This window comes from Streptomyces sp. NBC_00029 (assembly GCF_045160505.1).
Lineage (GTDB): Bacteria > Actinomycetota > Actinomycetes > Streptomycetales > Streptomycetaceae > Streptomyces.
Window position 1 is genome coordinate 720,967 of record NZ_CP108292.1, and the last position, 19,177, is coordinate 740,143.

18 protein-coding genes and 3 pseudogenes are annotated in these 19,177 nt (G+C 69.8%); 9 read left to right on the forward strand and 12 right to left on the reverse strand.

Going from position 1 to position 19,177, the window contains the following annotated elements:
* Positions 1-146 precede the first annotated feature (146 nt).
* Positions 147-1,208, reverse strand: coding sequence for a PucR family transcriptional regulator (locus OG753_RS03535; RefSeq protein WP_405792532.1), 1,062 nt, complete (start codon positions 1,206-1,208; stop codon positions 147-149).
* 354 nt (positions 1,209-1,562) lie between these two features.
* Positions 1,563-2,588, reverse strand: a complete 1,026-nt coding sequence (locus OG753_RS03540) for a hypothetical protein (protein WP_405787067.1) — start codon at positions 2,586-2,588, stop codon at positions 1,563-1,565.
* Between the two features lie 202 nt (positions 2,589-2,790).
* On the opposite strand from OG753_RS03540, the gene OG753_RS03545 reads away from it, so the two are divergent.
* Complete coding sequence (locus tag OG753_RS03545; protein WP_405787069.1) at positions 2,791-3,015, forward strand: hypothetical protein; 225 nt, start codon at positions 2,791-2,793, stop codon at positions 3,013-3,015.
* 120 nt (positions 3,016-3,135) lie between these two features.
* On the opposite strand, the gene OG753_RS03550 is transcribed toward OG753_RS03545, so the two are convergent.
* The gene (locus OG753_RS03550; protein WP_405787070.1) at positions 3,136-3,300 is read right to left on the reverse strand and encodes a hypothetical protein; all 165 of its coding nucleotides are present in this window, start codon (positions 3,298-3,300) and stop codon (positions 3,136-3,138) included.
* Between the two features lie 74 nt (positions 3,301-3,374).
* On the opposite strand from OG753_RS03550, the pseudogene OG753_RS03555 reads away from it, so the two are divergent.
* From OG753_RS03555 to OG753_RS03565, 3 genes and pseudogenes are all read left to right on the forward strand, one after another.
* Positions 3,375-3,719: pseudogene (locus tag OG753_RS03555) on the forward strand (protein kinase domain-containing protein); the annotation flags it as partial.
* Between the two features lie 441 nt (positions 3,720-4,160).
* On the forward strand, positions 4,161-4,262 hold the full coding sequence (locus OG753_RS03560; protein WP_405787072.1) for a hypothetical protein: 102 nt from the start codon (positions 4,161-4,163) through the stop codon (positions 4,260-4,262).
* Between the two features lie 292 nt (positions 4,263-4,554).
* Positions 4,555-5,409, forward strand: coding sequence for a maleylpyruvate isomerase N-terminal domain-containing protein (locus tag OG753_RS03565; RefSeq protein ID WP_405787074.1), 855 nt, complete (start codon positions 4,555-4,557; stop codon positions 5,407-5,409).
* A 1,748-nt stretch (positions 5,410-7,157) separates the two neighbouring features.
* Here the strand turns inward: OG753_RS03565 and OG753_RS03570 are convergent.
* Together OG753_RS03570 and OG753_RS03575 are read right to left on the reverse strand one after the other, a co-directional pair.
* Entirely contained in the window at positions 7,158-7,469 is a 312-nt protein-coding gene (locus OG753_RS03570; RefSeq protein WP_405787076.1) for a hypothetical protein, read from the reverse strand.
* A 457-nt stretch (positions 7,470-7,926) separates the two neighbouring features.
* Entirely contained in the window at positions 7,927-8,874 is a 948-nt protein-coding gene (locus OG753_RS03575) for a hypothetical protein (RefSeq protein ID WP_405787077.1), read from the reverse strand.
* A gap of 3 nt (positions 8,875-8,877) precedes the next feature.
* Between OG753_RS03575 and OG753_RS03580 the strand changes: the two genes are divergently transcribed.
* The gene (locus tag OG753_RS03580) at positions 8,878-9,012 is read left to right on the forward strand and encodes a hypothetical protein (protein WP_405787079.1); all 135 of its coding nucleotides are present in this window, start codon (positions 8,878-8,880) and stop codon (positions 9,010-9,012) included.
* 71 nt (positions 9,013-9,083) lie between these two features.
* Positions 9,084-9,326 (forward strand): annotated as a pseudogene (locus OG753_RS03585) (hypothetical protein); the annotation flags it as partial.
* Between the two features lie 396 nt (positions 9,327-9,722).
* Here OG753_RS03585 and OG753_RS03590 read toward each other — a convergent pair.
* Both OG753_RS03590 and OG753_RS03595 read right to left on the reverse strand, forming a co-directional pair.
* The gene (locus tag OG753_RS03590) at positions 9,723-10,187 is read right to left on the reverse strand and encodes a protein kilB (RefSeq protein ID WP_405787080.1); all 465 of its coding nucleotides are present in this window, start codon (positions 10,185-10,187) and stop codon (positions 9,723-9,725) included.
* Positions 10,187-10,864, reverse strand: coding sequence for a hypothetical protein (locus tag OG753_RS03595; RefSeq protein WP_405787082.1), 678 nt, complete (start codon positions 10,862-10,864; stop codon positions 10,187-10,189). The genes OG753_RS03590 and OG753_RS03595 overlap by 1 nt, the downstream gene beginning before the upstream one ends.
* 103 nt (positions 10,865-10,967) lie before the next feature.
* On the opposite strand from OG753_RS03595, the gene OG753_RS03600 reads away from it, so the two are divergent.
* Entirely contained in the window at positions 10,968-11,126 is a 159-nt protein-coding gene (locus OG753_RS03600) for a hypothetical protein (protein WP_405787083.1), read from the forward strand.
* Between the two features lie 1,105 nt (positions 11,127-12,231).
* A complete protein-coding gene (locus OG753_RS03605) occupies positions 12,232-12,678 on the forward strand; it encodes a GNAT family N-acetyltransferase (RefSeq protein WP_405787085.1) in 447 nt (148 codons plus the stop codon).
* Positions 12,679-13,706: 1,028 nt separating this feature from the next.
* Here OG753_RS03605 and OG753_RS03610 read toward each other — a convergent pair.
* Together OG753_RS03610 and OG753_RS03615 are read right to left on the reverse strand one after the other, a co-directional pair.
* The gene (locus tag OG753_RS03610; protein ID WP_405787087.1) at positions 13,707-13,931 is read right to left on the reverse strand and encodes a hypothetical protein; all 225 of its coding nucleotides are present in this window, start codon (positions 13,929-13,931) and stop codon (positions 13,707-13,709) included.
* Positions 13,932-14,011: 80 nt separating this feature from the next.
* The gene (locus OG753_RS03615; protein ID WP_405787089.1) at positions 14,012-14,635 is read right to left on the reverse strand and encodes a DUF6082 family protein; all 624 of its coding nucleotides are present in this window, start codon (positions 14,633-14,635) and stop codon (positions 14,012-14,014) included.
* A gap of 976 nt (positions 14,636-15,611) precedes the next feature.
* Here OG753_RS03615 and OG753_RS03620 point away from each other — a divergent pair.
* Positions 15,612-16,321: pseudogene (locus tag OG753_RS03620) on the forward strand (class I SAM-dependent methyltransferase).
* 52 nt (positions 16,322-16,373) lie between these two features.
* Here the strand turns inward: OG753_RS03620 and OG753_RS03625 are convergent.
* The 3 genes from OG753_RS03625 to OG753_RS03635 form a co-directional block, all read right to left on the reverse strand.
* Positions 16,374-16,550 (reverse strand): hypothetical protein, encoded by a 177-nt coding sequence (locus tag OG753_RS03625; RefSeq protein WP_405787091.1) that lies wholly within the window; start codon positions 16,548-16,550, stop codon positions 16,374-16,376.
* Between the two features lie 383 nt (positions 16,551-16,933).
* Positions 16,934-17,518 carry a hypothetical protein gene (locus OG753_RS03630; RefSeq protein WP_405787092.1) on the reverse strand — a complete coding sequence of 195 codons (585 nt, stop codon included), beginning with the start codon at positions 17,516-17,518 and terminating at the stop codon, positions 16,934-16,936.
* 403 nt (positions 17,519-17,921) lie between these two features.
* Positions 17,922-18,296 carry a hypothetical protein gene (locus OG753_RS03635; protein ID WP_405787094.1) on the reverse strand — a complete coding sequence of 125 codons (375 nt, stop codon included), beginning with the start codon at positions 18,294-18,296 and terminating at the stop codon, positions 17,922-17,924.
* Positions 18,297-19,177 lie beyond the last annotated feature (881 nt).

Below are 19,177 nucleotides of genomic sequence, written 5' to 3' on the forward strand. Positions count from 1 at the left end.
TTGGGGAGGCCTCGAGGATCGGGGGCCGGTTTGTCAGCTGGCCGCGGCGCCGCGCGGAGCGGCCTCGGCGACGTGCCCGCTGGATTCACTGCCGCATCCAGCACTGGACGGCGGCCCGCAGGAACCACACGCCCTGAGGCGCAGGCTCACACCTCGGTGTCGGGCCAGGCGAGCAGTCGGGCGCCGATCACCGCGGTCTGGAGGGTGTAGCGGTTGACCGGGTCGGCCGGGTCGGCGCCGGTCAGACTGTGGATCCGCTCCAGCCGGTAGGTCAGCGCCCGCACGCTCAGCGACAGCCTACGTGCGGCCTCGGTCGCCACGCAGCCGCTGTCGAAATAGGCGGTGAGGGTGTCGAGGAAGGTCTGGGCGCCGCCGCGCCCGTTACGGAGCGGGCCCAGCACGTTTTCCACCAGGTCGACCATCGCCTGCCGGTCCCGCGTCAGGACCGGGTAGACCAGCAGGTCCGCGGCGTGCAGCACCGGCCCGTCCAGGCCCATCCGGTCGGCAAGGTCGAGGGCATTGAGCGCCTCCTCGTAGGAGTGCACCACGCCGCCGGCGCCGGGATGTGAGCGGCCTATGGCCACTTTGCCGCCGTCGGTGGCGGCGTACGCCTGCTTGGCGAAGAACGCCAGCACGTCCGGCTGGTCACCGGGGGCCACACAGATCAGCCGCCCATCCTTGGTGGTGAGCAGGATCTGCCGGCCCGCGAACCGGGTCAGCACCGCCGACTCGATCCCGCGGGCCACCGGGTAGCCGTCGCCGTACGGCTCGGGTCCGCTCGCCACGGCCACCGCGTGAGCCTGGGAGAAGCGCAGCCCGAAGCGTTCTGCGCGCTCCGCCAGTCTCCCGAGATCGCTGCGCCCGTAGAGGAGGTCGTCGATGAACTCCCGACGTGCAGCCTCCTCCTGGCGCACGGCCTGGTGCTGGGCGCGCTCGTATCCTTCGACGAAGGCGTCTACTGCCTGTTCGGTCACGGCAAGCAGGGAGCCTGCCTGCTGGATCGGCACCCGGGTGAGGACTTCCTGGGACACGGCCAGGTGCTCGCGGATCATCACGCGCAGAGTGAGCCCGAGCTCCGCGGCCCGCTCCCCCTCGGCGCGGCGTCCCTCCAGCTCGAAGCGCGTCATCCGGCGCCCGGTGGTACAGGCGTCGCGCAGGCACTCGGCGTACCCCGTCAGCTGGTGTTGCGGTGCTTCCCGCTCCGTCACGCACTCCCCCGTTCTCGTCGCGTCGGCGAACCCGTTGACGCGCACTCAGGTTGCCATAGCCAGCAAAGGGTCCTTCACCGGCAGCGACTGGTGGGCAAAGACTGCCGGTCGACGGCAATGCGCTGCTGCGAAGCGGCGGAGAGGATCAAGGAACGCCCTGTGTCGAGGACAGCTGCGCCGTGCCCGGTATCCGGTGGTCGCTGCCGCGCATCAGTACTGACCGTGGCTGGCATGGACCAGCGCGCACCCGCAGCTCCCAGCCCGTCGTCGGCCTGCGGTTCGTCCGCAAGCATGGGCAGTTTGGCGGTCTGCAGGGAACAACGCTCACCACGCTGCACTGCGGTGGTGTTCCCGTCACGTGCTTTTGTTCGTGCAGCGGCCTGTCTTGCTCGGAGAGGGTGTCGGCGACGGTGTTGCTGACGGGCTCGGCGTCGGCGATGCCTCGGGAGTCGGTGAGGAGGCCGGCGTCGGCGAGTTGGTGACCGACGGAATGCTGAACGGGACCCTGCCGGGCGGAAAAGTCAGCCACACAGCCGGTTCGACGGCAAACGCTGCAGGCCGGATGCCTCTGGGCCGCTGGAGCGCCGGGTCGGAGGCGATCTGGCCGGCCCGAGTCCCGTCATCGCGGCAGGCCCCAGAATCTCCCGTGAGGGTGTCACCCACGAGGACCGTGGCCACCGCCAGCGCGCCCACCGCCAGCACCGCGGCCGCCGGACGTAACCGGGTGCGCAGCGCGGCTCCCCGGCCCCGGACCAACGGCCGACCCCTACGTGAGATGTCGCGTGCGGGGCGTTGCGGTCCGGGCCCGTCCGGGGTCGTGGCGGTCGCTGCCTCGCTGGCCCGGCCCAGGACGTCGGCGGCGTCGCGGCGGGCCTGCGCGCGGATGTCCTCGGCGTCGGTGTGCGCGCTCGCACGGATTCGTTCGGCTTCCGCGTGTGCGGCCGTGCGTACGGCTTCGGCTTCGCGGACGGCGTCGTCGTGGATCTGCCGGACCGTGGCCTTCAGGCGGCGGTTCGCCGGCTGGGCGCGGCGCTGGAGCAGTTTGGTGTCCTGCCAGTACCCGCGCCACAGGGTGACGAGGGCGGCATCGGCGCGGAACTTCTGGGCGGCGGGCTTGTCCAGGCCGCTGGGGGTGGTGACGACCCGGACGAACTCGAGGAGCGACTCAAGGGAGGGCAGGCGCTTGCCGGAGAGCATCTCGTTGACGCCGGTGGTGGTCAGGCGCGGCCGCACCGAGGCGGAAGCGATGGCCGCGTAAGAGGGGGTGCCGCCGGCTATGTGGAGGAGATTCAGCTTCTCGGCGAAGGCCGCCAGCGAGGCCTCGTACGCCTCGATCACCTCACTGTCCTGCGACTCGATCCCGGGTCCCTCGACGGCCATCCGATCCCCCTGCCTGTGCGGAAAAGCCACGCTAGAGGGCGGTGCAGCCGTACGTACGCGGATTGCGCCGAACGGTTGCGGACACCTCGTGCCATCCGCATTCGGCCCGAACTCCGCCGGCCGAAACGGAAGGCCGTCCGGGTCCGGGCGGGCCCGTACGGATCACTGGGAAACCCGGCAGCAAGGCCGCTCTCCTGGGGTCATGACCAACACCGGCACCACCCCGCAGACACCCGACCCCGACCGGACTCCGGCCACCCGCGAACCGGCCCCGGAGCCCAGGACGCACCGCATCCCCGACGCCGTCGTCCTGGTCGCGCTCCTCGCGACCTGCGCCGGCACCTACCTCACCGTCGGCGAAGCCGGATTCGCCGGCGTCATCAGTGCCGTCGCCGCCCTCTACGGCACATGGCGCGCACGCCGCTGAACCCGGCGAGGTGTCTCCTCGCCGGGTACCAGCCTGCGATCGGGTGGGCCCGGCGGCACACACGCAGCACCGCGCAGGGCGGCCGCCCCGACAGGACGCCGGCCTTCGGCCAGCCCCGTCCTACGGGGCCGGGGTGAACTCCACCTCCGTGCCGCCGCAGCCGGCCGCGATGTCGAGCAGCCGCTCGCGCTCGGCTTCGTCGGCCGCGAGGCCCCAGCGGAGCTGGGTCGCGGTCCACTCGGCGCCGTACCGGCACAACGCGTCCGCGGACGGCGGCAGCCACACCCCGCGACCACCGCCCCGGACCGGGACGGTCAGCCGCCGGGTCAGCAGGGGTCAGCAGTCGCCCAAGACCTCGTCCCGTAGCGGTGAAGGTCCTGCGCGAGGACATCGACAGCACCCAGGCCGTGGCCCGATTCCGCCGGGAAGCCACCATCGGGGCGAGGCTGCGGCATGCCGGGATCACCACGGTGCATGACGTCGGGCGTGATGTCGGCCGGCTGTTCCTGGTGATGGAGCTCCTGGAGGGCCACGACCTGGCCGAGCTGCTGGCCCAGGCGCCCGGCGGACTGCCGGCCAGAGAAGCCGTCGAGCTGGGGTTGCAGATCACCGACGCGCTGGCCGCCGCGCACGAGCAGGACATCGTCCACCGCGACCTGAAACCGGGGAACGTCTTCCTCCACGAGGGCCGCGTGAAGATCTAAGCTACCTCGGCGGCCGTCAAGGCCAGCTGCGCGGCGCGCACGTAAGGTTTCGGGTTCGGTCACGGGCCGGCGGCGCGCCCCAGCCCCTTCGCGGGTCCCACCCCGAAATCCCCAGCGCGGCGGAGGACCTCGTCCTCGCGCTCCTGGCCAAGGACCGGCAGCAGCGGCCCGCGGACGCCCGCACCGTGCACGCGACCCTGACCACCCTCAGCCGGACCCCGGAACCGAAGGCCGAACAGCCGCCGCAACCCGGCCCCGGCCCGACCCACAGCACCCTCGTGGACGACCTCATCAAAGACGCCGACACCACGGGGTACGGCGGAGACCATCGCCGCCGTCATCATCTCCCACCGCACCGTCAAACTCGCGTTTTGGTCCCTCGCAACCCGCACCCGCATCACCACCGCAGACCTCAGCAGCACCCTTGGGGGCGGGATCCCGGTGCAGCCGTTCTTCAGTCCCGACGGACGGACGCTGGTCACCGCCAGTGAGGACAACACCGTCCGACTCTGGCCGCTCCCCATCCAGGCCGCTCACCCATAGCTACGGCCTCTGGTCGGCACAGAGCCCGGCGGCCCGGGGCACGTGAGGTTGTTCGTGTTTGGCGTCGAGGCCATGACATCAACTGAGGGGACTTCTTCGGCTGGATCGTCGTCCTCGTCGGAGGCGCCCTCGGTGCGGGCGGAATCGCACGCATGTGGGTCACGATCAAGCACCGGAGACCCGAACCAGGGGCATAACACTCACGGGTGATACACCGGCGTGTGCACAGCACTGTCGCAACTGTCGTACCCGGCGGTAATCTGCGGACCGGTCCGCAGCAGGGGGGAGTGGTATGGGAACCGTCACGGGATTCAATCCCTCCGCAGAGCACGAGAAGACCCGCGCCGCGCTGGGTGCCGTAGTCCCGCGGCTCGTCCGGCTGCTGCGCGATGTCCCCAACCTGGACGCGGCCTCCGGTGTCCCCGTGTGGACGGTGGGCGACGTCGGCTCGCACCTCTCGGCCGTGTACGTCGGGTACTCCTCCGCCAGCAGCGCCGACGAGTCCATGGACTGGGACAGCATCCTGCCGGCGGGAGAAGGGCCGTTCAGCGAGCGGATTGCGGCCATGAACGCCACATCAATAGGCCTCTTCGGCGACAACGACAGGGCCCGTCTGGCCGACTTGGTCGCCGAGTGGGGCGAGGTGTTCCTGCGGGTCACCGAGCACCTCGCCCCGGACACCCCTGTCACCGTGCCCTGGTTCGGGCAGGACATCACGCTGGCGACGGTGACAGGCCTGATGCTCAGCGAGAGCCTCGTGCACGGTCTGGACATCGCCCGCGGCGCCGGACTTTCGTGGCCGATCAGCCCGCGTGAGGCGCGCCTGGCACTCGGTCAGACACTACCGACGACGATGCCACTGGCCCTGGATTCCGAGAAGGCACGGGGTGTCAGCATTGCCTTCGACCTCGCCATCAAGGGCGGCCCGCGGCTGGCGGTCGTCGTCGACGACGGAACGGTGACGGTGGCCCGCGATGCTCCGCCACGCGCCTACGACTGCAGGATCACGGCGTCGCCGACCGCGTTCCTGCTGGTCTCCTTCCGGCGCACGCCGACCTGGAAGGCGATCGCGCGCGGCCAGATGCGCGCCTCCGGCCGCAGACCGTGGCTCGCCATGCGGCTCGGCGAACTCATCGCCACTCCCTGACCCAGGGCTGACTGCCTGCTTGGAGAATCAGCAGGTCGCAGGGTTGTGACGAACCTTCAGTACGGCAGTTCCGCACGCAACGAAGCTCCGATGATCAAGGGGACCTCCAAGTCGCCCGACCAACGGAGCCCCGATGTGCCGCCAGTCTGCCACCTTCTGTCTGATCAAGTCGCCCTCGCGCGCGTGAGCAGCGCCTGGGCATGCGGGTCCTGGTCACCGGCTGGCAGCACCAGCCCCAGCAGTGCATGGCCGAGGTCGCCGGCATCCCGGGACCCGGATCGGCCACCGGGGAGCGGTACGCGGTGGCAGGCTTCCGCCGGCTGGGTCAGGCCGCCTGCCCGCCCTCGGCGCGGCTCAGGCGAGAAGAGCCCGGTATCAGTCCTCTTTTCCCGCCAGGACACGATCAGCCGCATAGTGCGGGCAAAACAGAACATGCCACGTCACCGTCAGGCGGCACCCGGCCGCAACCGCAATCGTACGTGCCTGCCCGTCAGTCGGGCCCGCCGCGCAGTACGGGCACACGACGGTCTCTGCCCTCAACTCAGCCGTCATCCTCCAGATCCTGCCCCGCGGGCGTGGGCCGTGACGAGAGGGCCGCGCCGGTGGCCGCCTGGTGCACCACTGGCCAACTGCGCATTGTCGGTGGCGCCGGACCTCCTCCTCTCGGCTATCGCGTGAGGAAAAGGTGTCATCGTCGTGAGGAGGCTTGCCCACCGGGTCTGACCAGGGGGGTTCCGGGGGGTGCAGTCCAGGCAACTGTTGCCGGCCGACGGCTTGGACACTTTAGGCCCGCAACCGCGCCTGGCTTCGCCCCCCTGTGCGAATGATGGTCTGCCGGCAGTAATTTGGCCTGGTCAGGGCCCTGTGGCTGTGCCAGGAACGTAACCCAGTTCGCTCATCGCGCTCAAACGTTTGGCGCGGCCTGTGCCATGGCAAGCCCATCATTCCCACCTCGCGCTGGCCATCCCCGCCCCCCTCGAATCGGTCATACTGTGCAATCACCTGCACCGTCACCGCGTTCGCGCCAATCCGCCGAACCCGGCCCGCCCGCGTGTCGCACGCCGACCAAACAGGCGGGCACTGTGACCAGATCACCGAGGATTGGCGGCAATACGCCGCTCTGGCCGGATTCGGCAGCCAGCTGCGTGTACGCAAGGCCGCCGACCCGTCCAGGGGGTCGGACAACTCCGAGCAGACCGCTTGGAGGTCCTCAAGCTGCTGGTGACGGCGTGCGGCGCCGAGGACTGCTCCCGCCGCAGCCGGACCCCCCGAGCAAACGCCCGTCGCCAAGCGGCCCCGCTCCCTGCTCCGCTCACAGCTGACCGACCTCGCCGACTCCCCCGACGCCAACACCACATCGAGGACCTGGACGGCTGGACCCTGCACCGGCTCCGGCCAGCGTCCTGACACACGACGCCGAGGACGGCACCTCCACCCCGATGCCGCTGGCCCGCTCCCGCCACGCATCCATCCGCTCCCTGGAGCGATACGCACGGTCCGGCGTCGACCCGGTCGCCCGGCATGTCGCTGAACGCGACCCCGCTGCACGTCGCCGCACGTCAATCCGAGCGGATCAGGGCTTCAAGATCATCTTGTTGCCCCTTTGGCGCGTATCCCACAAGCCCCTTTAACGCCCCGCCGTGCAACCGCCCGCATGCCTCGGGCGGCTACTGTGCTACTCACTGCCAGCAGTGGTCGGATGGATCCTCCTGAAGGGCTCAGGGAGAGCCCTTCAGGAGCGGTCGTCATTACACGGACGTCCAGGTCGAGCAGGACGTCCACGTGTCACCCACGTATTCGCATGCCCGGAACTCCACAACGTCCCCGAAGACATTCTCGGAGTAGGACTCGGAGGCTGCTTCGTTGTGTGCGCCGTTCCTGTCGCAGAGGTAGACGTCGTTGACCTTCTGGAAGTTCAGCAGCAGGCAGACGCCGCGCTGGTCGGCCATCTCGTCATTGACCCAGGCCCACGAGGCGCCGGTTCCAGGGCTGTTGTCGACCGCGATCTTGTTCCCGGACCACGTCCATACCTGCTGCTGTGCGCTGGCAGAGCCCGCCAACGTGAGGGTCAGGCCGACTGCGGATACTCCGACCGCAAGGGCCCTCAAAGCGTTCTTGGCCGAGCAGACTCTGGTCTTGGGGTGCTTCACCGTTTTCCTCTTTCAGTCACCGTGACGATGCGGGTACTCCCGCTACGGACGCAGCAGAAACAGGCGCTCTTCGGAAGCGCCCGGCGTGAGCGGGAACGAAACCAACTAGAGCAGGCGGCAGCGAAGTTCGTCTACGAAAGAGAACTGGCGCGCGATCTGGGGTGGTCGCTTCTGATGGGGCTTCGCAAGCCACGAGGCCGGATTCGAACTGGATCGGCAGTCGGTGCCAGACGACTTCCCCGCGCCTGCAGGGTGACGCCGTCTGGCAGTGCAGGCGGGGCTTCACCGGTTGAGCCCTGTATCCGCAGCGACAATCCCAGGTGCTCCGGAACTGTGCACGGGCTCGACCGGCGCCTCCGCTCTGCTGCTACTCGTCGAGGTATCCGACGCTGTCCGGGCCCGCGAAGACAAGCTGGGTCAGGGTGTGGTTGTGGTTGGAGCGGACGGTGACGCGGTACAGGCCCGTGTCGGGGACGGTGAGGGTGGCGCGGAGCCGGTCGTCGCCGTCGGCCTGGGCCCGGGCGGACTTTGTGTAGTCGCCGTCGATGGCCGAGACGGTGCATTCGATTCCGGCCGGTTCGTTGGTGCCGGTGATGGCGAGATCCCACTTGGTGCGGGGGTGGACGTAGTCGGGCACGTTCAGGCCCAGGCCGTCGTCGGCCTGGTCGGGTCCGAGGTGGTCGTCCTCGAGGAGGAAGTCGGCGACCGTGCGACGGGCTTGCTCACCGCTGGCGAGCGCACCGTGCTGGGCGTAGATGGGCATCGCGCGGCGGACGGGTGAGGCGGAGACGCGGTGGACAGTGCCGTCTCCCTTGGCCGGGTAGCGCAGGGGTCGTCCGTGCCTGTCGCGCTTGAGTTCGCCGTTGTTGTCTTCGCGGAAGCAGTATTCGGAGGCGTGTACGACGCCTGCGTGGAGCTGCAGGGACTGGACGGTGTCCTGGCCGATGCCGGCGATGGGCCGGTGGTGGGGCAGCGGCTGGCGGTAGAGGCGGGCGAAGAAGTCCTGGGAGGCTGCGAAGAGTTCTTTGTCGCCGCCGAGGTCGGCAACGTCAGCAGGGGTGAGCGTGCGGACGGTGGGGCCGTCCTCCAGGCAGAGGAATCGGGGCAGGAGGTCGTGGACGCCGGGCATGGTGGCGGCGGCGGCCAGGCGGTTGTGCGGTAGGGGCAGGGGTGCGCCCTGGAGGGTGTTGAGGATGTTGGCGGCGACGACGGAGCCCTGGAACGGGGTGCCCAGGGTCATGACGCCGCGGGTGTCGTCGGCGAGGTCGTGGTCGCCGCCGTGGCTGAGTGCGGCGTAGGTGACCAGGCCGCCCATGGAGTGGGCGATGAAGACGAGGCGGGCTTCGCGGCCGGCGCCATCGACGTACGCCTCGACAGCCGGGCCACCCAGCGAGGCCTGCGCACCACCTTGCGCGGGGCCCGACAGTTTCTGCGGCCCGGGATCGTCCTCTGACCTGACGGGTCCGTCAGCCCTCGGGGTTGGTTCCGGCTGCGGCGAGGAGCCTCTGCGCCGTCCGTTGGCACGCCAAGTTCCCGGACGCGGCGAAGTACATCTGGGCCCAGGAGGAGCCGGCGAACCAGGGTGCGTGGCCGTTCATCGCGCTGAACCTGATCGACCACCTCGACCTGGCGGTCGGCGCGGACGTCCCGGCGGGCGAGCGCCTGCGGCGCATCTCGCGCCCGCACGGCTCGTCGCCGGCGGTCGGCTCCGCGAAGCGCCACCAGGCGGAGCAGCAGCAGCTGATGAACGAGGTCTACGAGGCCTGATCGCTGCGCTGAGCTCAGCATCACGGAAGGCCCGGCTCCCCCTCGGGGGGAGCCGGGCCTTCCGGCGTCCCTGGCCCGGCTTCCGGGTCGGTGCCTCCTCTCGGTCACCCAGCACCCCTGCTCCGTCCCGTCAAGTCACGTCCTTCCGGGACATGACCGGGACCGGCGACGACCGCGCCTTGGCCATCGAAGCGGTCACCGACCGGGCCCGTGCCCGCTACGGCCCCGGCACTATCCGACCCTCCACCCTCGCCAAAAAGACCAGGGGGAATACCCCGTTGCACGACTCGAAGCGGATGTCGCTGAGGAGGGTCTATCCGATAATCTTGAAGTAGATCTCCTGAAGCCCCTCGGCGACGATCGCGCGCAGGCCGGGCCGGGGAGCGGGTTCGGCTGTCAACGCCCGTGGGGGCCGAGTCGTGCGGCGGCCGCGGTGACGAAGGCGGTGGCGGCCTCCTTGGCGGCGTGCCGCCGGTCGTCCAGGTCGGCCCGGTCGGTGGCCTTGCGCAGCGCGTAGGTGGCATCTGCGGCCTGCTGGGCGGGGACGGCCAGTTCGGGGACCAAGATCTGCAGGCGGATGTGGGGCGCGGTGATCGCGGCGCGGGTCTCATGGGACCGTGTCTGCGCTGCCAGCTCCGGTTCCGGTCCGGCGCTGGTCAGGGTGAGGCGCTCACGGTGGAAAATCGCGGAGCGGTGCGCGTCGAGGGCGGCAGCGAACTCGGTGACGGCGGCGAGCTGGTCCTGGCGGTGGCCGTCGGCGCGCTGCTCGGCGCGCGCGGTGCGGGCGGAGCGGTGCTGGAGGAGTCCGGCGGTCAGGGCTCCGGCGCGGGTTCCGAGGACGGCGACGACCGAGGCCCACATCAGGCGGTCCGCCGGGTGCTGCAGAACGCGCAGGCGGAGGGGTGGGCGGTGCCGTTCTCAGCTTCGCAGTGCGCGCAGGTCCACGCGACGGTGCTCGTGGTGTGCTCGGCGAGGCAGGCTTTCGCGTCGTCGGCTGCCGCGGTGGTGGTGGGGTAATCGGGCGCGCTGGTGTGGTGGGTGCCGTCGGCGGCGACGGCGGTGAACATCCAGTGGTCGGTGGCCTGGTGGTGGAGCACGGCAGCGGTACCGCCGGCGTGCTGGACGGTGACGGGCGGCTGGGGGAGGTCGGCGCGGGAGGGGACAGCGTCGGGCCACTTCACGCGGGCGGACTGGCGGCTGATGCCCCAGGCCTCGCCGATCTTCGTGTAGCTGGCGCCTTGAAGGCCGGCGACCTTCGCGGCGACGGCGGCCCGCTTCTCGACGGCAGCCGCGGTCTGGCGGAGCGCGTGTAGCAGGGTCAGCTGGTAGTCGCCGGAGAGCACGACGCGGTCGGGGGCGTCCCCGTCGGCGGCTCGGTGGGCGCGGGCGCGTTCGGAGATCCGCCAGGCCATCGCGTCGGCGGCTTCGGCCACGGCATCCTGGAGGGCGAGCACGTCGTCCTCGGTCGGCTCGGAGTAGGCGGGGGTGCGGATCGTGTTGACGTCCACCCAGACGTCGTTCTCACTGTCAGAAGTCATGAGTGACAGCTTTAGCTGTCACTCATGATTTGACAATCAAACCTGCGATACCGGCATATGACAGTTCAACGGTTCTCGCCGTGCCCGTGGAGGCAGAAAATCCTTGCGGAGGTACGTGCGCCTGCTCGACGCCCCGCTCGGCAACGACGCGATGACCCTGCACGACGTGCTTGCCGGACAGCCGGCTGTCGACCTCGCCTTCGAAGGTTTCGAGGACCCGCGCCTGATCGAGATCCTGGGGACCCTGACCGCGGACGAGTGAACAGTGGCTGTGTGGCGCAGCCGCCGCGGGATCACCAACTGGGTCGAGGCCGCAAGGCTGCTGGTTTCCAAGAGAGGTAGGCGAGCAGGTTCGCCGGAAGGTGAAGGGGCTTGCCACCTGAATTACCCGCCGCGCCCGGCACCGGCAGCACTGACACGGTGCGGCTCGGGGCGTCCCCCGAGCCGCACCGTGTCAGTGCTGCCGGGGAACCCCTCGGGCCGGCTTCGGCGCTCTGCCCTCGCGCTCAGTCCGGGGAGGTCGAGGCCGGTTGTCTCGTAGGAGGTCGATCATGGCGAGGGCCAGGCCCTTTGCGGTTCCGATCTCTTTCATCATCTCCACCTGTGCCTTGTGCACGACGTCGGCGCGCAAGCCCCCGAGATGCCCGATTCCGAGGTCGGCGACAACGCTGGCTCGGTGGGTTGCGAGTAGTACTTGATGGTTCCAGGAGGCCATGAGGTCGCGCGTGAAGGGGTCCAGGTCACCCGTTGCGGCGGCCGGTCACCGCGGGACGGCCAGGCTCAGCGGGCGTCACCGTGGAACTCCCCAAGGGCGGCACCCACTCCTTCCGCTACCTCGCCACCGGCAACCACTGGTTCAACGACAACACCGCCGACGACCAAGACGGCCCCAACAGCCGCATCCACACCTGACCAGCACGTGACCGCGGCGGCCTCGCGTCGCTGGCAGCCCTTCCGGGAAGGGCGGGCGACGCAGCCGGTGAGCTCCGCGGCCGCGACGCGCTGATGCCGCCCGTCCCGTGGCCGCGCCGAAGGCGACCAGGCGCTCGGCGTCGGTGCCGGGACGGATCACGAATCCCCTTGGAGACCACGCGTTCCGCCCGCAAGCCGGAGCGCAGCGCGCCTGAGCCGGTCCCCTACGGCTGGGGCGGCCCCGGCTGTACTGCGTCCTGTGACCGGGGACCGGGGCCTGTCCCGTACTCCACCCCGGCACCGGCCAGGACGGAGCACGGCTCGCCCCAGAGACTTCGTGACCGACCGGGCAGGTCCCGCGCTCCCTCTGCACCGCCGTTCGCGGCCCTGACCTGCAATTCCCCACACAGCAATCGCGGTTGACGCGCTGCGGCGCGCACCGGTTTGCTGGGCCGATGACCGACCTTCGCATCCAAGGGGTGGACGACGACGCCTCGATCCACGACTGGCAGTACGTCCACAATTTGATCATCCCCGGGGACGTGCTGTCCCTCGACGACGTCCGTGCCCGCACCGGCCGCAACCGTATGGAGGTCGCCTACCTCGGCGACGTCCTGGTCGGCTGCACCACCGTGCGCCCGCCCACCGACGACAACGGCGCCACCGCCACGGTCATCGCCCGCATCCTGCCCGAGTACCGCCGCCGCGGCCTCGGAACCTGCCTCTACCAGCGTGCCCTGGGCCAGGCCCGCGCGTTGGACGCCCAGGTCATCGAGACCGTGGTGCTGGCCTCCAACCCGGACGGACTGCGCTTCGCCGAGCATCACGGCTTCACCGAGATCGAACGCTACCTGCTGCGCGAAAGCGACACAGTGCCCTGGATCGACCTGCGTCTGACCTGACCCGCAGGACCGGAGCGCAGCGCTGGGTGCTGCCGACCGGGGCAGTGTCGGCGACGTGTGACGGCTGCCTTTCCTGCCCGCAGTCGACAGCGCCACGGGGGCTGGGAGCAGCCCGGCCGGAGGCGGCTCCCCGCACTCGCCATTGCACCCCTCGGCCGGGTCAGACAGGGCATTGACGCGCGGGGGCGGGGTGAGCCCCACCCGGACGGAGCGTCGTCCCCGGCACGTGGGGCGACGCTCCGCTGATGGTGGGCGTAAGAATGTCGTCTCACTCGTGTCGGCGTCAGTGCGTCACGGCCTGTCAGAACCGCAAGGTCGCTGGGGCTACACCGCTGGCAGCCGGCTGACGAGACTCCGCTGCCACTCTCCCGCAGACCATCAGGAGCGCCTCGGGTCGTGCCGGGGTGGGGTGGGCGGGTGACCCGGCAGACACCACGGCGACGTCACCGCGCCCAGCCGCTGCTCGGGGTCGAGCATGGGCCCGTATCCCCGCTCGCCGTGCCCCTCAGGAGCCCCAGCGCGGAACGGCCCGTCCATCACCGTCCCGGGGAGCTCCCCGGGACGGTGATGGACGGGCCGTTCCGGGGAGCCCCCGGCCGGCCCGCGGGCCGGCCGGGGGACGGACGCGGAGCGGGGCGCACCCTGCCGACTCCGCGGCACGGACACGCTCATGCCGCTGGCCGGCGCGCGGCAACCCCAGGCGAACACGGCGGGCGCAGGGGCGCGCTGTACGACATCGTCATCGACAGGTACTACCGCGAAGTCGTCGGAGCAGCGTGGACCGGCGCGAGCGTTGCCCGCACCGCGGGCCGCTACGCCGACGGCCTGCTCACACCCCGGGTGCCCGGTGTGCCTCGGGTCTGTTCTCGGGTTCCGCCGTGTCGATCGAGAGGGCAGACGGTGCTGGCCGTGGACTTTCACAGGCCGGCGAAGGGGTCGTCTCCCGGTTCCTGTGGCCACGGCGGGTTCGGGTCCGCAGTGGCCACAGGGTTGGTTGTGTGTCCGGCAGTCCGCGTTCGCCGAGCCCTTCAGATCCTGGTCGTGGTCCTGGCCTGCCTCCTGGCTGGGGGCAGGAGCGCGTCGAGCCGGAAGAGGGCCTCGCGCAGGTCGGTGACCGCGTGGCGGGCGTCCGGCCACCTGCCCTCCTGCAGGGCGGCCGCGAGAGCAGCAACCCCGTGCAGAGCCCCACCCGCCGCCACCGACTGCCACTCCAGTCCCGTCGCGGTGGTCGTGACGGTCGCACGGCTGTCCATCGCGCTGCTCCCTTCCCCGTCGGCGTGTTCAACGAACCCGCCGCCCAAAGGGCCCTGTCCGCTGGGTTCTTTGCCGACTGTCAGGGATTTTGGGGGTCCAAGTCGGCTTCTCCGTTGGTGAAGTAGTCAGCTGCTGGCATTGCAGGCCCGGCATTGACGGCAGCATCGTAACTCTCTTTAACTATTTTAGCGAACGCTGCAGCCCTTCGCCGATTCCCCCCTATGGCGCCGCGAAGCCAGTCATGGCCGCCATATTCCCAATGCAATCTCCCAATCTCACCACGAAAATGCCGCTCCAGGGTATACCTGAGAGTTGAGTCGTCCACGTCTCCCAGTTGATATGCTGCGTACCACCTGCCCATGATCAGATTGGCGAATATGATCTGCCGGTACCGCTCGAAGGGCATCGGACTGTTGGGGGGTTCCAGGCATTCTGCCAGAGCACGATCCCCCATAGTCAGATAGATCATTTGCCTATGGGTCGACCTGTCTCGTTCATCTCTGGCGGCCTTTGTCTGCTGCCCTTGAAGCGTGAGCGAGATCGCGACGCCAGCTAGGGCAATTCCAGAGATCAGTACCGACGCTGCACTGAAGGCTTGCGTGCGGTTTTCGATCAATCTGAACACTGAGGCCAGAAGCACTAAAAGCAGGGTTACCGCTAGAATCGCGGAGAACAGGGGTTTACGAGGAAGCATCGCATCCATACCTCAGCATAGATTTCAGCCAGGCCCCCTATGCTGCCAGGCGAAGAACCCTTGAACAACAGGGGATGGATCGGAAGGTATCCACTCTGTTCCCTTGAATAACATCCGTCTCACTACAGTACGAATGCTCAGCTGATCATGTTGGGCCATGTGCCCGGAGCGGCCCGAGCGTGCGAAGCGGGACAGGCTACTGGGCTCTCGTCGGGCTACGGCGGCACCGACGGGGAATCCCCCGCCCCGGTAGACGGGAGCAGAGCGCGGCAGACACCGAGACCAGGTGCGGCTGCCTCGCTCTTGTCCGGCGGAGCTGGCACGGCTGGTCGCAGTGGTCATGGGTGCTGCCGAGCTCGCGATGCTGTACACGCCTGCCGGGACCGGGCTGGATGGTCACCGCAAGCCGCGCAGGCAGACGCCGGCGCGCGGTGCCGCAGCTGTCCAACATCAACGTGCGGTGCGGGCAGAGGCCGGGTGGGAGGAGCAGCTGGATGCTGTCGACCGGGGCGATGACCGGCGACGTGTGACGGCTGCCGTTCCTGCCCGCGGTCGACAGCGCCACGGGGGCCGGGAGCGGCCCGTCCGAAGGGCGGCTCCACAGCAGTCCCCATTGCATCCTGTGTCCGCGTGCGGCCGGGCGTTGACGCGCGGGGCGAAGCGTGAGCCCCACCCGGACAGAGTGCTCTCCCCGGCCGTCCCGCGCCCTCGGTGGCACAGCAGCGGCCGCGGCGGGGCCTTCCGTCCTTCCCCTGCTCGTGCCGCATCAAAACTCGTCGGAATAGTTTCCCCGGCACGGCCGAGGATGGTCCCTTCCTGCCCCCTGATGGGACTTTGGGTGAATGTCGGGTCGGGGTCTGGATGGGTTCCTTTCCTGCGTGCTGCGGGTGCCGCAGCAGCCCACTCCACCCATCGCCATATGTCGTCTGACCTGGCCTTCAATCCCCGCCGTTCCTATCATCGGTGTCGGTCGAAAGGGGGCCGGATGGACCGGACCGTACGCACCGTCGAGGACGTTCTCGCGCTCCTGGACGGACTCTTCACATCTCAACCCGACGCCGGCCGCACGGCGACCGGCGACGGCAAGGACTTCTGGGACCGCTTCTACGCCGACCGGTCAAGACCCGTCCCGTTCTTCGCGGCGAAGCCGGACGAGAACCTGGCCGCCTACCTCGACCACGGCCTGATCGCTCCAGGGCGGGCCCTGGACCTAGGATGCGGGCCGGGCCGCAATGCTCTGTACCTCGCAGCGCGCGGCTTCGAGGTGGACGCCGTCGACCTCTCTCCCGTTGCCGTCGCCTGGGGCGAGGACCGGGCTCACGAGGCTGGAGTCGCTCAGGGTGCTTCCACCACCTACCGCCGCACCGCCGCGTCAGCTACCTGACCCTCCTCGACCGCGTCCTCGCACCTGGCGGCCACTTCGCACTCACCAGCTTCGCCGCCGGCGAGGCGGGAATGGGGTCGGAACTCACCGACGCTGACCTCTACCGTGAACGCGAGCTGCAAGGCGGACTCGCCTACACACCCGAATCGCTGCGCTGGATCTTCTCCGACCTGGTAGAGGTCGAACTGCGCCGCATGCGCGAGGAACCCCCTGAGTCAGCACTGTTCGGCGTGCCGTTCCTGTGGACCGCGTTGTTCCGTCGGAGTGCGGCTGCGTCAGGCGACGTTGACCCTGTCCACGACGGCTCGTAGGCGCCGGTCGTCGGCATGGTGGTTTCACCAGATGACATTGCCTGCTCCGGCACTAGCTGACGGTGTCGTCGCAGACGGGCTTCGGCGGGGCCTTCGCGATCACGCTCCGCCAGTAGTCAGCCTCCCCGGCCGCAGAGCTCCGCGGGTAGGAGAAGTCCTCGTAGTTCAGTCGCTGACGGTCGTCGCCGCATCCGGCGCGATCCTGATCCTCGCCCCCGGATACGACCACGCAAGGTTGGCATGGGAGTACTCGGCCTTGTACTCCGTGCTCGCGGTCCACCGGATCTCACCGTCATCGACCGAGCTGTCCTCACGCGCCTCGGTGGCATCACTCTCCCCACTTCGCGATGCACGGCGCCGCCACCGCAGCACGCACCGGGCCCGGCGCCAAGTGCAGCACCGCGGCGAAAGCCGCCGGGCCGACTAAGAGTTTGCGCATCCCGTCAACGGCAGGGCAGCCCCGCCGAGGACGATCGTTTCAGCACCGCGGGTACCGGCGACCGGCCTGGCTGCGTAGGGCCTGTGTGCCTTCTGGCGGCAGGGCGGGTGCTGGTGGGCGCCGGGCTGCGGGGTGTCAACCGCGCCTACCAGGCGCGCCCGGCATCCGTTATGTCAGGCCGGGGCTATGTGGGCGAGCAGCGCCCGGATCTCGCCCACCCGAGGGTGGCTGGGATGGAGGTAGGGTTCGCAGGCGGTCAGCGCCCGCTGGGCCTCTTCTTTCGCCTCGTCGTGGCGGCCCAGGCCGTGCAGGGCCACGGCGGTGGCGAGCTCGTGCGCTCCGGCGCGGCTTCGCGACGACTCGGGGGAGTGTCTGCCGGACTCGGCCAGTGCCTCCTCATGGCGCCCTTGGCCCGACAGACTGTGAAGCAGCAGGAGATGCAGACCGGCCGCCAGGTGCCCCTCGGCCCGCGGCAGATGCCCGCGGGCGATCGTCTCCGCCTCCTCGTGCCGGTCCAGCGCGCACAGGACATCGCCCAGGCACACCAGAGCACTCAGTTCCAGCTCCCAGACATTGGTCACGTACATGGTCCGTGTCAACGCCCGCAGGACATACTCTGCCTCGGCCTCCGCCTCAGCCGGCCGTCCCTCATCGACCAGCACCCACGCACGGAACATCCGGGCGCTCAGCAGCAGCCGCCGCCTCGCGCCGGTCAGCTGCTCCAGTTCGGCGATCAGGCCTTCAAGTTCAGCCAGCACCATTGCCCCACGCCCATGGAGGACCGCCGCCACAGTGGCGTAGTACCTGCCCTCCCAGACAGCCACAGGCCGCCGATCACGCCCTCGCACACGCTCACGAACCGCGATGACAGCCCGCGCCCGTCCCTCCGCCGCCTCGAACGAGCCCTCCTGCACAAGGCGGTGGGCATCCTCTAGAGCCGCTTCGTGCCACGGCGCCGCAGCACCTCTCGCCCACGCCATCCAGGAGGACACACCCCACCACCGGCTTCGCAACGTCATGAACAGCGAGAATACGTTTCCGCTTGAACCGGTCGCCGCCGGGTGGCTTCGTCCTCGACGCGGGCTGAACGTCGTATCCGGCTCGGGCCGGCGGGAGGTACGCGTGGTATCCGCGTTCTGGGCACCAGCCCGATGGCTGTGATCACGCCGCGGAGGGTTCGTCCCAGGGCATGACGATCGATGCGGTGCCCTCGCCGGTCCAGGCGACGCGGCAGGTGCGGGTGTCGGCGTGGGCGCGCCAGCCGTGCATACGGGTGTCGTAGTCGGCACTGATCAGGGCGGTCTGCACCCGCGTGGGGCGGCGGGGTGTGACGTGGTCGTCCCATTCCAGGACGTCGACCACCGGCAGGCCGTCCACGACCGCCCAGCCGGCGCCGGCGACCTGCCGTGCCCACGTGCGGGATACGGACAGCTGGACCAGCGGCTCGTCGCCGTACTCGACCTTGTAGGTGAAGAACATCCCCGGCTCGCCGTCGGTGACGGTGGACTCCACCCGGGCCAGGGGCACCTCAGGCACGCGGGAAGCATCATGGCCCGCGCGCTCACGCCCGGCCCGGAACGCGGGTAGCGGGGCCGGACGCGTCGCGTAGTCCATGTCGTCGAACCAGGTCTCGAACCCGGAACGCACTGCGTCCGTCACCGCCTGGCCGATCAGCTCCCTCGCCTGCCCCACCCGCACCGTCCACCATCCCCTTTCACTGCCCGATGCAGCCCTCGCCCGGGGCCTGCATCCCGGTATGCCACACGCCGGGCTCAACGCGCCCGGGAACGGGACGAGACCACCCTTCTCACAGCCCCTCCCCGACAGGGCGCACACCCGCCGGCGCCGGACCGGGAAACCGGGGGCCTACTCAGCGGGCTGGAGGCGGACTGGAACCGGGCAGGTGGGTTTCGGGGTGCGACCCAGGTCGCGGCCCGACGGACGGCGACCCGACTCCCCTGGCCTGGGCGGCCGGTGACGTGTGGGACGGCCCGGTGGTACTGCATGCCCCCAGAGCGCTCTGGGCACCGGGCCTCGCCCGCGCACTCCCTGTCGGCGCGAGCTGATCACGACCCTAACCGTCGAACAGGCAGCCACCACCAGCACGGGCCGAAAAGCAGCCCCCAGGGGACAGTCCTGACACCCGACGCCACCACCACACGCGGCAACATCCGTCACCGCGGTGCGCCCAGCAGGGCAGAACACGTCAGGTGCCAGGAATCGGGCCCGCCCCGGGCAGACCCGGGGGAACGGAAAGAGCCCCCGGAGCGGTGTGCGTCCCAGCCCTTCAACGACCAGAGGCACCACCGGTTGCGCACCCCGGACGCCGAGATACGAAGGCAGGTCAACCCCTGGCGCGCCCGGCGACACCGAAGAACGACGGCACCCGCCCCCGGCCTGATCTCGGGGTGGCAGGG

Bases quoted from the DNA above. Each gene is read 5' to 3' on its own strand.
- OG753_RS03565 (WP_405787074.1), top strand. From the start codon at position 4,555: ATGGGAACCGTCACGGGATTCAATCCCTCCGCAGAGCACGAGAAGACC.
- OG753_RS03590 (WP_405787080.1), bottom strand. From the start codon at position 10,187: ATGTGGGCCTCGGTCGTCGCCGTCCTCGGAACCCGCGCCGGAGCCCTG.
- OG753_RS03615 (WP_405787089.1), bottom strand. From the start codon at position 14,635: ATGGATGCGATGCTTCCTCGTAAACCCCTGTTCTCCGCGATTCTAGCG.
- OG753_RS03595 (WP_405787082.1), bottom strand. From the start codon at position 10,864: ATGACTTCTGACAGTGAGAACGACGTCTGGGTGGACGTCAACACGATC.
- OG753_RS03610 (WP_405787087.1), bottom strand. From the start codon at position 13,931: ATGGACAGCCGTGCGACCGTCACGACCACCGCGACGGGACTGGAGTGG.
- OG753_RS03575 (WP_405787077.1), bottom strand. From the start codon at position 8,874: ATGGGCGGCCTGGTCACCTACGCCGCACTCAGCCACGGCGGCGACCAC.
- OG753_RS03605 (WP_405787085.1), top strand. From the start codon at position 12,232: ATGACCGACCTTCGCATCCAAGGGGTGGACGACGACGCCTCGATCCAC.
- OG753_RS03540 (WP_405787067.1), bottom strand. From the start codon at position 2,588: ATGGCCGTCGAGGGACCCGGGATCGAGTCGCAGGACAGTGAGGTGATC.
- OG753_RS03545 (WP_405787069.1), top strand. From the start codon at position 2,791: ATGACCAACACCGGCACCACCCCGCAGACACCCGACCCCGACCGGACT.